Raw genomic sequence first — 12,419 nt, 5'->3', positions numbered from 1 at the left:
CGATTAGCCGCAGCATCGCCACGTCCGGCCCGTTGACCCCGGTGCTTGGCGGGTCTAAACCGCAGTCAGCCAACCCGTCGCGAGGTGAGCCAAGATCCCCGCGACCGACAAGGGGATCAAAGCCCGTGGAAAACCTATTGCAGGAATATCTGCCCATTCTCGTTTTTGCGGGGATGGCGTCGGCACTTGCATTGCTGCTGTTGCTGTCGGCATTCGTCATCGCCGTGCGCAATCCCGACCCCGAAAAGGTCAGCGCCTATGAATCGGGCTTCAACCCGTTCGACGATGCGCGGATGAAATTCGACGTGCGTTTCTATCTTGTGTCGATCCTGTTCATCATCTTCGACCTTGAAGTGGCGTTCCTGTTCCCTTGGGCCGTGAATTTCCAGCATCTCAGCGATGTGGCATTCTGGTCGATGATGGTCTTCCTTGGGGTTCTGACCGCAGGCTTTGCCTATGAATGGAAGAAGGGGGCGCTGGAATGGGCGTGATGGCAGGGGCGAACACCGCCGGTCCCGACCGCGAGGTCGCGACCGCCGCGCTGAACCACGAATTGCAGGACAAGGGCTTCCTGCTGACCACGACCGAGGACATCATCAACTGGGCGCGCAACGGCTCGCTGCACTGGATGACGTTCGGGCTGGCCTGCTGCGCGGTCGAGATGATGCAGACCTCGATGCCGCGCTATGACCTGGAACGCTTCGGGACCGCGCCGCGCGCATCGCCGCGCCAGTCGGACCTGATGATCGTGGCGGGCACGCTGACCAACAAGATGGCCCCCGCGCTGCGCAAGGTCTATGACCAGATGCCCGAACCGCGCTATGTCATCAGCATGGGCAGCTGCGCCAATGGCGGCGGCTATTACCATTACAGCTATTCCGTGGTGCGCGGCTGCGACCGCATCGTGCCCGTGGACATCTATGTCCCCGGCTGCCCGCCGACCGCCGAGGCGCTGCTTTACGGCATCCTGCAACTTCAGCGCCGCATCCGGCGCACCGGAACGCTGGTGAGGTAACGATGGCGATCTATCCCGACATGGACGCGCTGGAACAGCTGGCCGAACACATCAAGATGCGTCGCCCCGGCGAGGTGCTGGACACATCGGTCGCCTTCGGCGAACTGACGGTGACGGCCACGGCCAGCGGCATCCTGGACCTGATCGAATTCCTGCGCAGCGACAGCAGCTGCCGGTTCTCGACGCTGGTGGACATCACGGCCGTCGACCACCCCGAACGCCAGCAGCGTTTCGACGTGGTCTGGCATTTCCTGTCGATGTACCAGAACCACCGCATCCGCGTGAAGACGGCCATCCGCGAGGATGAGATGCTGCCGACGCTGGTCAAGATCCACCCCTCGGCCAACTGGTTCGAGCGCGAGATCTTCGACATGTTCGGCATCTTGTTCACCGGCCACCCCGACATGCGTCGCATCCTGACCGATTACGGGTTTTCCGGCCATCCGCTGCGCAAGGATTTCCCGACCACCGGCTATGTCGAGGTTCGCTATGACGAAGCCGAAAAGCGTGTCATCTATGAACCTGTGAATCTGGTGCAGGAATACCGCCAGTTCGACTTCCTCTCTCCGTGGGAGGGCGCGAAATACGTCCTGCCCGGCGACGAAAAGACCAAGGGGTAAGGCCATGGACGGCGATATCCGGACCAACAGCTATGACGACGGCAGCCAGGATCTGCTGACCGGCGAACAGCGCATCCGCAACTTCAACATCAACTTCGGTCCCCAGCACCCGGCCGCCCACGGCGTGCTGCGCATGGTGCTGGAGCTGGACGGCGAGGTGGTGGAACGCGCCGACCCGCATATCGGCCTGCTGCATCGCGGCACCGAGAAGCTGATGGAAAGCCGCACCTATCTGCAGAACCTGCCTTATTTCGACCGGCTGGATTACGTGTCGCCGATGAACCAGGAACATGCCTGGTGCCTGGCGATCGAACGCCTGACGGGCACCGTCGTGCCGCGTCGCGCCAGCCTGATCCGGGTCCTGTATTCGGAAATCGGCCGCATCCTGAACCACCTGCTGGGTCTGACCACGGGTGCGCTGGATGTGGGCGCGCTGACGCCGCCGCTTTGGGGGTTCGAAGCCCGCGAAGACCTGATGATCTTTTACGAACGGGCCAGCGGCGCGCGTCTGCATGCGGCCTATTTCCGGCCCGGCGGCGTCCACCAAGACCTGCCGCCCGACCTGCTGAACGACATCGAAGCCTGGTGCGAGCGATTCCCCAAGGTGCTGGACGATCTGGACACGCTGCTGACGGAAAACCGCATCTTCAAGCAGCGTCTGGTCGATATCGGCATCGTGTCCGAACAGGATGCGCTGGATTGGGGCTTTTCGGGCGTGATGGTCCGCGGGTCCGGCATGGCCTGGGATCTGCGTCGCAGCCAACCCTATGAATGCTATGACGAATTCGATTTCAAGATCCCGGTCGGCACGAATGGCGACTGCTATGACCGCTTCCTCTGCCGGATGCAGGAGATGCGGGAATCGACCAGCATCATGAAGCAGGCGATCACCAAGCTGCGGGCCGAACCTGCAGGCGACGTGATGGCGCGCGGCAAGCTGACCCCGCCCAAGCGCGGCGACATGAAGCGCGACATGGAAAGCCTGATCCATCACTTCAAGCTGTACACCGAAGGCTTCCGCGTCCCGGCGGGCGAGGTTTATGCTGCCGTCGAGGCGCCCAAGGGCGAATTCGGCGTCTACCTGGTCAGCGACGGGTCGAACAAACCCTATCGCGCCAAGCTGCGCGCGCCGGGCTTCCTTCACCTGCAATCGATGGACTGGATGTCCAAGGGCCATCTGCTGGCCGACGTCCCGGCCCTGATCGCAACCCAAGACATCGTGTTCGGAGAGGTTGACCGCTGATGCTGCGCCGCCTTCACCCCGTCCAGCCGGACAGCTTTACCTTCACGCCCGCGAACCTTGAATGGGCGCAGGCACAGATCACCAAATATCCGGAAGGTCGCCAGCAATCGGCGATCATTCCGCTGCTGTGGCGTGCGCAGGAACAGGAAGGATGGCTGTCCCGTCCGGCCATCGAATATGTCGCGGAATTTCTGGGCATGGCCTATATCCGGGCGCTGGAGGTTGCGACCTTCTACTTCATGTTCCAGCTGCAACCGGTTGGTACCGTGGCCAATATCCAGATCTGCGGCACCACGACCTGCATGATCTGCGGCGCCGAGGACCTGATCGAGGTCTGCAAGCGCAAGATCGCGCCGACCCCGCACACGCTGTCGGCCGATGGCAAGTTCAGCTGGGAAGAGGTCGAATGCCTGGGCGCCTGCGCCAATGCGCCGATGGCCCAGATCGGCAAGGATTACTATGAGGATCTGACGCCTGCATCGCTGGAGGCCCTGATCGACCGCATGTCGGCCGGAGAGGTCCCGCAGCCCGGATCGCAGACCGGCCGCTTCGCCTCGGAACCCGTGACCGGGTTGACCAGCCTGGAAGATGCCAAGGGTGGCCATGATCACAATGCCAGCGTCCAGTTGGCCACTGATCTGGGCGAAACGCTGAAGCGTATCGACGGAACCGAAGTGCCGATCCTGACCAAGTGGCGCCGCGATCAGCCGAAAGCGGCCGTGGATGACCAGTCGGGCCATGACATGACCCCCGAGGACGAACCGCGTCCCGCCGATGGTCAGCCCGCCGACAAGACCGGCGTGACGGAGCAGGAAGCGCAGGCCAGCTCGGCCGCGCGTCCGGTTTCGGATCGTGAACCGGCAGGCGTCCGGTCGCAGGAAGATCAGGCGCAGGACGACAACGACGGCAAGAAGGACTGATCGTCAGGACGGCCAAGGGGCCGGGCAACAGCAGGAAGGAAACCGCCACGATGCAAAGCTTGAGCCGCATGACCGCTTTGGGAACATTCGTTCTTGTGACAGTCGCGCTTGGGCTTGCGGGGGCGACGGGATGGTTGGGTGCGATCGTCGTCGGGCTGGTCTTTGCGGGCGTGCTGGGCGGGGTGGTGTTCCTGCTGGCCGAGGCGGGGCCAAAGGCGATGGACGGATCGGATTGGGCACAGGCCGTGCCTGCGGACCTGCCCGGCACCGCCCCGATGGCCGAAGCGCTGTCCGATCCCGAGGTCGCCCCCGAGGTTTCCGAGGAGATGGCACCTTCGGGCGACGCCCAGATCACCAGCGCCTCGGCCACGAGACGCGAGGGCATGGCCGAGGGACGCAGCATCTATGGGGCTTCCCAGGGAACCGCACCGCCGGACGATCTGCGCGCCATCAAGGGCGTGGGCGTCAAGATCGAGGAAGCCCTGAACGAGGCGGGCGTCACCCGGTTCGAACAGATCGCGGCCTGGGACGAAGAGACGATCGACGATTTCGCCAGCAGGATCGGGCGCGGAGCCGCGCGGATCCGGGGCGATGACTGGGTCGGACAGGCCAGGGAACTGGCCAAGCAGAATGGCGGGGGTGCCTGATGGCCGCGCCCGTGGACAAGGATGCCAAGCAGATGCGGCTGGTCGCGATCGTGATCGCCGTCGCGATGCTTGTCTGGCTGGCGGTTCAGGTCATCGGCCAGGAATATGAGTGGGCGGGACGGTGGGCCTATCTGGCCGATCTGGCCGCCATCGGCGCTTTTGTCTGGTCGCTGATCGTGACCTGGCGTATCTGGCGGCGCAGGAATGCCTGACGCGCGGATGAGAGGATCGAGGAACGGATGCTGAAAGACCAGGATCGCATTTTCACCAACCTCTATGGGATGGGTGACCGCAGCCTGAAGGGCGCGCAATCGCGGGGCCATTGGGACAACACGTCCGAGATCATCGGCCGTGGACGCGACAAGATCATCGAGCAGATGAAGGCATCCGGCCTTCGCGGACGGGGCGGCGCGGGCTTCCCGACGGGCCTGAAATGGTCCTTCATGCCCAAGGAATCGGATGGACGCCCGTCCTATCTGGTGATCAACGCCGACGAATCCGAACCCGCGACCTGCAAGGACCGCGAGATCATGCGCCATGATCCGCATACCCTGATCGAGGGTGCGCTGATCGCCAGCTTCGCGATGAACGCGCATGCCTGCTATATCTATCTGCGCGGTGAATACATCCGCGAGAAGGAGGCCCTGCAGGCCGCCATCGACGAATGCTATGACGCGGGCATGCTGGGCGCGAATGCCGCCGGCTCGGGCTGGGATTTCGACGTCTATCTGCACCATGGCGCCGGCGCCTATATCTGCGGCGAGGAAACCGCGCTGCTGGAAAGCCTGGAAGGCAAGAAGGGCATGCCCCGGATGAAGCCGCCCTTCCCGGCGGGCGCGGGCCTCTATGGTTGCCCGACCACGGTGAACAACGTCGAATCCATCGCCGTCGTCCCGACCATCCTGCGTCGCGGGCCGGAATGGTTCGCGGGCTTTGGTCGTCCGAACAATGCGGGCATCAAGCTGTTCGGCCTGACGGGCCATCTGAACGCGCCTTGCGTGGTCGAGGAAGCCATGTCGATCCCCATGCGCGAGCTGATCGAAAAGCATGGCGGCGGCGTTCGCGGCGGCTGGAAGAACCTGAAGGCCGTGATCCCCGGCGGTGCGTCCTGCCCCATTTTGACGGCGGAACAATGCGAAAATGCCATCATGGATTACGACGGCATGCGCGATCTGAAGTCCAGTTTCGGCACGGCCTGCATGATCGTGATGGATCAGGACACCGACGTCATCAAGGCCGTCTGGCGCCTGTCCAAGTTCTTCAAGCATGAGAGCTGCGGGCAATGCACGCCCTGCCGCGAAGGCACCGGCTGGATGATGCGCGTCATGAGCCGCCTGGTCTCGGGCGAGGCGGAGGTAGAGGAGATCGACATGCTGCTGGACGTCACCAAGCAGGTCGAGGGTCACACGATCTGTGCGCTTGGGGATGCCGCCGCATGGCCGATCCAGGGCCTGATCCGCAATTTCCGCGGCGAGATCGAGGATCGCCTGAAAGCGAAGAAGACCGGGCGCATTGGGGCGATGGCGGCGGAATGATCGGAAAGGGGCATCAGGGCGTTCACGCGGCGAACACGGGTTCTTGTCGAACCTTCGCCGCCGGCGATGATTATGTGGGGACACATCATCATCGCAAGGAACGCATCATGACCCGACCCATCCTGGCCGCCATGGCCATCGCCGCATCGCTGATCACAGGCCCCGCCGCCGCGCTGGAGCCGCTGGCGCAGGAAGCCTATGTGAACGACCGCCTGGTGCAGGCACGCGTGGCCGACCTGCTGCGCCGCGGCTGCCCGACGATCGACGCGCGGTTGATCCGCGCCTTTTCCGAGGCGCGGGCGCTGAAGCGCTATGCCCTGGACAAGGGTTACAGCGACGCGCAGATCGAAGCGTTTCTGGACAGCAAGGACGACCGCAAGCGCATCTATGCTGCGGCTGACCGCTATATGGTCGAAAACGGCGTCGTGAATGGACAGCCGGATACATTTTGCCGCCTTGGGCGGGACGAAATCGCACGGCAGACGGTCGCTGGATCGCTGCTGAGTGCCAGGTAAGGAAGAAAGCATGGCCGACCTGCGGACAATCAAGATCGACGGCAACGAGATCGATGTCGATCCCAACATGACCCTCATCCAGGCCTGCGAGCAGGCCGGGATCGAGATCCCGCGCTTCTGCTATCACGAGCGGCTGTCGATCGCCGGCAACTGCCGCATGTGCCTGGTCGAAGTCGTGGGCGGTCCGCCCAAGCCGGCCGCTAGCTGCGCCATGCAGGTCAAGGATCTGCGGCCGGGACCCGAAGGCGCCCCCTCCGAGATCCGCACCAACAGCCCGATGGTCAAGAAGGCCCGCGAGGGCGTGATGGAATTCCTGCTGATCAACCATCCGCTGGATTGCCCGATCTGCGACCAGGGTGGCGAATGCGACCTGCAGGACCAGGCCATGGCCTATGGCGTCGATTTCAGCCGCTATCGCGAACCCAAGCGCGCCTCCGAGGAGCTGAACCTGGGGCCGCTGGTCGAAACCCACATGACGCGCTGCATCAGCTGCACCCGTTGCGTGCGCTTTACCAGCGAAGTCGCTGGCATCAGCCAGATGGGCCAGACAGGTCGCGGCGAGGACAGCGAGATCACCAGCTATCTGAACGAGACGCTGGCCTCGAACATGCAGGGCAACATCATCGACCTCTGCCCGGTGGGCGCGCTGGTCAGCAAGCCCTATGCCTTCACCGCCCGTCCGTGGGAACTGACCAAGACCGAGACCATCGACGTGATGGACGCCCTTGGCAGCAACATCCGCGTCGATACCAAGGGCCGCGAAGTCATGCGCATCCTGCCGCGCAACAATGATGACGTGAACGAGGAATGGATCAGCGACAAGACGCGCTTCGTCTGGGACGGGTTGCGCCGTCAGCGTCTGGACAAGCCCTATCTCCGTGAAAACGGCAGGCTGCGTCCCGCCACCTGGCCCGAAGCCTTGGCGGCCGCCGCACGCGCCATGACCGGCAAGAAGGTCGCGGGCCTGGTCGGCGATCTGGCCCCGGTCGAGGCAGCCTTCAGCCTGAAGACCATGATCGAGGGTCTGGGCGGCCATGTCGAATGCCGCACCGACGGCGCGAAGCTGCCTGCGGGCAACCGCTCCGGCTATGTCGGCAATGCCACGATCGCGGATCTGGACACGGCGGGCTCGATCCTGCTGGTCGGGACGAACCCGCGTGAGGAAGCGCCGGTCCTGAATTCGCGCATCCGCAAGAACTGGGTGCGCGGAGCCGAGGTCACGCTGGTGGGCCAGGCGGTCGATCTAACCTTCGACTACAACCACGCCGGCTCCGACCGCGCGGCCCTGTCCAAGCTCTTGGACAATGCGACCGCCGCCGAAGAGCCGGGTGTCATCATCGTGGGGCAGGGCGCCCTGCGCGAGGCCGATGGCGAGGCCGTGCTGGCCGCCGTCATGGCCCTGGCCGAAGCCACGAATGCCCGCGTCATGATCCTGCACACCGCCGCCGCCCGCGTGGGTGCGATGGATGTGGGTGCCGTGACGCAAGGCGGGCTGCCCGCGGCCATCGACGGGGCGCAGGTCATCTTCAACCTGGGCGCCGACGAGGTCGAGATCGCCGAAGGGCCGATCGTCATCTATCAGGGCAGCCATGGCGACCGCGGTGCGCATCGCGCCGACATCATCCTGCCGGCCGCCTGCTATACCGAGGAAATGGGGCTTTTCGTGAATACCGAAGGTCGCCCCCAGCTGGCCATGCGCGCCAATTTCGCGCCGGGCGAGGCCAAGGAGAACTGGGCCATCCTGCGCGCGCTGTCGGCTGAACTGGGGCAGACGCTGCCTTGGGACAGCATCGCGCAGCTGCGTCGCAAGCTGATCGAGGCGGTCCCGCATCTGGGCCAGATCGGCGAGGTCGTCGAGAGCGATTGGCAGCCGGTGCCGCGCAAGGATCTGGGCCGGGCCGATTTCGTAAACCCGGTCAAGGATTTCTATCTGACGAACCCGATCGCGCGCTGTTCGCCCCTGATGGGGGAATTGTCGCGGATGGCGGCGGCGCGGCAAGCCTCCGCAGTTGCAGCGGAGTAGAGGCATGACGACTGTCCCCAGATCCATTCACCTGACCGTGATGGCCGCGTTTGGCGCGGTGGCGCTGGCCGGGTGCGAACCGCTGGCGGCGACACCCGACGGCCGCCCCAAGGCCAAGCCCGCCCAGATGGTGGCGCAGGTCGCGGCCCCCGGGCAGAAGGCCGGGGACGCCACGCTGACGCGGGCCCGCATTTCGACCAAATCGGGCGAGATCCTGATTCTGGAAGAGGATGGCAGCGTCACCACGATGGATCTGGACAGCCCCGAAGGGCAGGACGCCTTCACCATCAGCGAGGCCGACCTGGCCGCGCTGAACGCCAATCTGGACCTGGATTTCGGCGGTCTGGTCGCGGCAAGCCTGCCCAAGGAAAAGACCGCGCAGGAAAAGGCGCTTGAGGCTTTTGCCGCCCGCAGCGAGCCGGCCCTGCCGACGCTGCGCGAGGATCTGGTCGTCGATCCGGCCCAGTTCATCGCCGCAAAGGTCGAACCGATGAACCGCGGCCGCGCCACGGATCTGGTCGAGGTGACGGCAAATCTTCGCCAAGGGGTAGACGCGGATATCGCCTTTTCGTATGCCACCTGCGCGCTTGCCGGGTGGGCCAAGGAGAACGGCACCCCCTATGGGCGCCACATCCGCACCCTGCAGGCCGAACGGAACGGCAAGTTGCTGATCGGATCCGCCTTCATCTTGTCCCAGGACAAGCCGTTGGGACTGCGGGTCATGGAAACTGAAGAGACCCTGCGCGAATGCAGGGCGCGCGGCATCCCCGCGGCATGAGGAAGAGGGACAGGCATCATGGCTGATTTTTGGGCATCTTCCTTGGGGATTGCGATCATCCTGTTGGCGCAGGGTCTGGCGATCATCGCGTTCGTGATGCTGTCGCTGGTCTATATGGTCTATGGCGACCGCAAGATCTGGGCGGCGGTGCAGATGCGCCGCGGTCCGAACGTGGTCGGTCCTTGGGGTATCCTGCAGACCTTCGCCGACGCGCTGAAATTCGTCGTCAAGGAGATCGTCGTTCCGGCGGGCGCGGACAAGTTCGTGTTTTTCCTGGCGCCGTTCCTGTCGATGATGCTGGCATTGCTGGCCTTCGTGGCGATTCCCTTCGCGCCGGGCTGGGTGATGGCCGATATCAACGTGGGCATCCTGTTCATTTTCGCGGTTTCCTCGCTTGAGGTTTACGGCGTGATCATGGGGGGCTGGGCGTCGAACTCGAAATTCCCGTTCCTGGGGTCGCTGCGGTCGGCCGCCCAGATGATCTCCTATGAGGTCAGCCTGGGTCTGATCATCATCGGGGTGATCATCTCGACCGGTTCGATGAACCTGACCGCCATCGTCGAGGCGCAGCGCGGTGCGGGCCTGCTGTCATGGTACTGGCTGCCGCACCTGCCGATGGTGGTGCTGTTCTTCGTCTCGGCCCTGGCCGAAACCAACCGCCCGCCCTTCGACCTTCCCGAAGCGGAATCCGAACTGGTCGCGGGTTTCATGACCGAATATTCCTCGACCCCTTACCTGCTGTTCATGGCCGGTGAATACATCGCCATGTGGCTGATGTGCGCCCTGATCACGCTGCTGTTCTTCGGTGGCTGGCTGTCGCCCATCCCCGGCATCCCCGACGGTGCGCTGTGGATGTTCGTCAAGATGGTCCTGTGGTTCTTCATGTTCGCCATGGTGAAGGCGATCGTGCCGCGCTATCGCTACGACCAGCTGATGCGGATCGGCTGGAAGGTCTTCCTGCCTCTGTCGCTGGCCTGGGTTGTCATCGTGGCCTTCCTGGCGCGCTTCGAGGTGTTTGGTGGTTTCTGGGCCCGTTGGGCAGGGATGTGATCGACATGGCTTATTCGAACAAGATCGCCGAAATGTTGGCCCGCGCCAGCGAACAGGACAAGGCCGAGTTCGCGCATTTCCTGGCCAACAACCTCGATACGGCCGAACAGGCCCATGACAGTGCCAGGGTGCGCGACTATGTGGCGGCCTTCGACCGCTTTGCCGCACCCAAGCAAGGAGAGCAGTTCTGATGGCTTTCGACATCGCACGCGCCACCAAGTATTTCCTGATGGTGGATTTCCTGAAGGGGTTCGGTCTGGGCCTGCGCTATTTCTTCGCGCCCAAGGCGACGCTGAATTATCCCCATGAAAAAGGCCCGCTGTCGCCGCGTTTTCGCGGGGAACACGCGCTGCGCCGCTATCCCAATGGCGAGGAACGCTGCATCGCCTGCAAGCTGTGCGAGGCGATCTGCCCCGCGCAGGCCATCACCATCGATGCCGAACCGCGCGAAGACGGGTCGCGCCGCACGACGCGCTATGACATCGACATGACCAAATGCATCTATTGCGGCTTCTGCCAGGAGGCCTGCCCGGTGGATGCGATCGTGGAAGGCCCGAATTTCGAATTCGCCACCGAAAGCCGCGAGGAGCTGTTCTACGACAAGGAAAAGCTTCTGGATAACGGCGCCCGTTGGGAAGCCGAGATCGCCCGCAACCTGGCCATGGATGCACCCTACCGATGACCGACGCATTCCAGAAGATGTTCCAGCAGATGATCTCCCAAGGGCAGGAAATGGCGCGGGCCTTCAACCCCGCGGTCGAGCATTTCAATCCCAAGGCCTTCGAGAAGATGTTCCCGACCATGCCTGCGGACATGCTGGAAATGTGGTTCGGCAAGACCTTCAACCGTGACGGGCTGGATGCCAAGACGCGGATGCTGGTCACCATCGCCGCCATGACCGTGCAGGGCGCGCTGGCCGAACCGCAGCTGCGCCTGACCATCCGCCACGCGATCGAGGCCGGTGCCACCCCGCGCGAGATCGCCGAGGTGATCTATCAGATGGGGATGTTCGGCGGCCTCCCCGCGATGCAGAAGGCGCTGGAAATCGCCCAGGGCGTCTTTACCGAATCCGAGGGGAGCAGCCCAGAATGATGACCTTTGCCTTTTACCTCTTCGCCATCTCGGTCTGCACGGCGGGCTTCATGGTCGTGCTGTCGCGCAACCCGGTTCATTCGGTGCTGTGGCTGATCCTGTCCTTCCTGTCGGCGGCCGGTCTTTTCATCCTGCTGGGTGCCGAATTCGTGGCGATGCTGCTGATCATCGTCTATGTCGGCGCGGTGGCCGTGCTGTTCCTGTTCGTGGTGATGATGCTGGATGTCGATTTCGCACAGCTGAAGGGCGAATTGGCGCGCTATCTGCCGCTGGCGGGCCTGATCGCGCTGGTGCTGCTGGCGCAGCTGGCCATCGCCTTCGGTGCCTGGGAAAGCTCCGATCAGTCGGTCGCGCTGCGCGCCGTCCCGATCGAGGGGGCGCCGACCAACACCAACCTGATCGGCACGGTGATGTATGATCGCTACATCCTGCCGTTCCAGATCTCGGGGTTGATCCTGCTGGTGGCCATGATCGGCGCAATCACGTTGACGATGCGTCACCGTCGCGACATCAAGCGCCAGAACGTGATCCGCCAGATGCACCGCGATCCTGCCAAGGCGATGCAGCTGCGCGACGTCAAGCCCGGTCAGGGGCTGTAAGTTGGGGGCGCCCGCGCGCCCCCGGCCAACGGAATTTCAACGGGTGAGAGAACCCGGAGGGACTGAAAAGATGATCGGATTGACACATTACCTTGTCGTGGGGGCGATCTTGTTCGTCGCCGGGATCTTCGGCATCTTCGTGAACCGCAAGAATGTCATCGTCATCCTGATGTCGATCGAACTGATGCTGTTGGCGGTCAACATCAACTTCGTCGCCTTTTCGGCCCATCTGGGCGATCTTGGTGGCCAGATCTTCACCATGTTCATCCTGACCGTCGCCGCCGCCGAGGCCGCCATCGGTCTGGCGATCCTGGTCGTCTTCTTCCGCAACCGCGGCACGATCGCGGTGGAAGATGTCAACGTGATGAAGGGATAAGGGAAC

At 63.6% G+C, this 12,419-nt stretch carries 17 protein-coding genes; all 17 read left to right on the top strand.

Features of this window, described 5'->3' with window-relative positions; all coding sequences use genetic code 11:
• Positions 1 to 125 precede the first annotated feature (125 nt).
• Positions 126 to 491, top strand: coding sequence for an NADH-quinone oxidoreductase subunit A (locus IE00_RS01200; protein WP_072295227.1), 366 nt, complete (start codon positions 126 to 128; stop codon positions 489 to 491).
• Positions 482 to 1,015 (top strand): NADH-quinone oxidoreductase subunit B family protein, encoded by a 534-nt coding sequence (locus IE00_RS01195; protein WP_072295226.1) that lies wholly within the window; start codon positions 482 to 484, stop codon positions 1,013 to 1,015. Before IE00_RS01200 ends, IE00_RS01195 begins: the two co-directional genes overlap by 10 nt.
• Positions 1,016 to 1,017: 2 nt before the next feature.
• Entirely contained in the window at positions 1,018 to 1,635 is a 618-nt protein-coding gene (locus IE00_RS01190) for an NADH-quinone oxidoreductase subunit C (protein WP_083553962.1), read from the top strand.
• 4 nt (positions 1,636 to 1,639) lie between these two features.
• Complete coding sequence (locus IE00_RS01185; protein WP_072295225.1) at positions 1,640 to 2,878, top strand: NADH-quinone oxidoreductase subunit D; 1,239 nt, start codon at positions 1,640 to 1,642, stop codon at positions 2,876 to 2,878.
• The gene (gene nuoE, locus IE00_RS01180) at positions 2,878 to 3,798 is read left to right on the top strand and encodes an NADH-quinone oxidoreductase subunit NuoE (RefSeq protein WP_083553961.1); all 921 of its coding nucleotides are present in this window, start codon (positions 2,878 to 2,880) and stop codon (positions 3,796 to 3,798) included. Before IE00_RS01185 ends, nuoE begins: the two co-directional genes overlap by 1 nt.
• Positions 3,799 to 3,866: 68 nt before the next feature.
• Complete coding sequence (locus tag IE00_RS01175; RefSeq protein WP_139291273.1) at positions 3,867 to 4,445, top strand: hypothetical protein; 579 nt, start codon at positions 3,867 to 3,869, stop codon at positions 4,443 to 4,445.
• On the top strand, positions 4,445 to 4,657 hold the full coding sequence (locus tag IE00_RS01170; protein ID WP_072295222.1) for a DUF5337 domain-containing protein: 213 nt from the start codon (positions 4,445 to 4,447) through the stop codon (positions 4,655 to 4,657). Before IE00_RS01175 ends, IE00_RS01170 begins: the two co-directional genes overlap by 1 nt.
• 27 nt (positions 4,658 to 4,684) lie before the next feature.
• Positions 4,685 to 5,980 carry an NADH-quinone oxidoreductase subunit NuoF gene (gene nuoF / locus IE00_RS01165; protein WP_072295221.1) on the top strand — a complete coding sequence of 432 codons (1,296 nt, stop codon included), beginning with the start codon at positions 4,685 to 4,687 and terminating at the stop codon, positions 5,978 to 5,980.
• Positions 5,981 to 6,087: 107 nt separating this feature from the next.
• Positions 6,088 to 6,495, top strand: coding sequence for a DUF5333 domain-containing protein (locus tag IE00_RS01160; RefSeq protein WP_072295626.1), 408 nt, complete (start codon positions 6,088 to 6,090; stop codon positions 6,493 to 6,495).
• Between the two features lie 10 nt (positions 6,496 to 6,505).
• Complete coding sequence (gene nuoG, locus IE00_RS01155) at positions 6,506 to 8,518, top strand: NADH-quinone oxidoreductase subunit NuoG (protein WP_072295220.1); 2,013 nt, start codon at positions 6,506 to 6,508, stop codon at positions 8,516 to 8,518.
• Positions 8,519 to 8,522: 4 nt separating this feature from the next.
• On the top strand, positions 8,523 to 9,296 hold the full coding sequence (locus IE00_RS01150; protein WP_072295219.1) for a hypothetical protein: 774 nt from the start codon (positions 8,523 to 8,525) through the stop codon (positions 9,294 to 9,296).
• An 18-nt stretch (positions 9,297 to 9,314) separates the two neighbouring features.
• The gene (gene nuoH, locus IE00_RS01145) at positions 9,315 to 10,346 is read left to right on the top strand and encodes an NADH-quinone oxidoreductase subunit NuoH (RefSeq protein WP_072295218.1); all 1,032 of its coding nucleotides are present in this window, start codon (positions 9,315 to 9,317) and stop codon (positions 10,344 to 10,346) included.
• 5 nt (positions 10,347 to 10,351) lie between these two features.
• On the top strand, positions 10,352 to 10,537 hold the full coding sequence (locus IE00_RS01140) for a hypothetical protein (RefSeq protein ID WP_072295625.1): 186 nt from the start codon (positions 10,352 to 10,354) through the stop codon (positions 10,535 to 10,537).
• Positions 10,537 to 11,028: an NADH-quinone oxidoreductase subunit NuoI gene (gene nuoI, locus IE00_RS01135; protein ID WP_072295217.1), complete on the top strand. Its 492-nt coding sequence runs from the start codon at positions 10,537 to 10,539 to the stop codon at positions 11,026 to 11,028. Before IE00_RS01140 ends, nuoI begins: the two co-directional genes overlap by 1 nt.
• Positions 11,025 to 11,438 (top strand): carboxymuconolactone decarboxylase family protein, encoded by a 414-nt coding sequence (locus tag IE00_RS01130; protein WP_072295216.1) that lies wholly within the window; start codon positions 11,025 to 11,027, stop codon positions 11,436 to 11,438. Before nuoI ends, IE00_RS01130 begins: the two co-directional genes overlap by 4 nt.
• The gene (locus tag IE00_RS01125; RefSeq protein ID WP_072295215.1) at positions 11,435 to 12,037 is read left to right on the top strand and encodes an NADH-quinone oxidoreductase subunit J; all 603 of its coding nucleotides are present in this window, start codon (positions 11,435 to 11,437) and stop codon (positions 12,035 to 12,037) included. Before IE00_RS01130 ends, IE00_RS01125 begins: the two co-directional genes overlap by 4 nt.
• Positions 12,038 to 12,107: 70 nt before the next feature.
• Positions 12,108 to 12,413 (top strand): NADH-quinone oxidoreductase subunit NuoK, encoded by a 306-nt coding sequence (gene nuoK / locus IE00_RS01120; RefSeq protein WP_042248542.1) that lies wholly within the window; start codon positions 12,108 to 12,110, stop codon positions 12,411 to 12,413.
• Positions 12,414 to 12,419: the final 6 nt, after the last annotated feature.

Origin of the sequence: Paracoccus sp. SM22M-07 (assembly GCF_001887735.1) — a bacterium.
In the GTDB taxonomy this organism is placed as follows: Bacteria; Pseudomonadota; Alphaproteobacteria; order Rhodobacterales; family Rhodobacteraceae; genus Paracoccus.
Note: the sequence above shows the minus strand (reverse complement) of the source record. Positions and strands in the feature narration are given on the sequence as shown.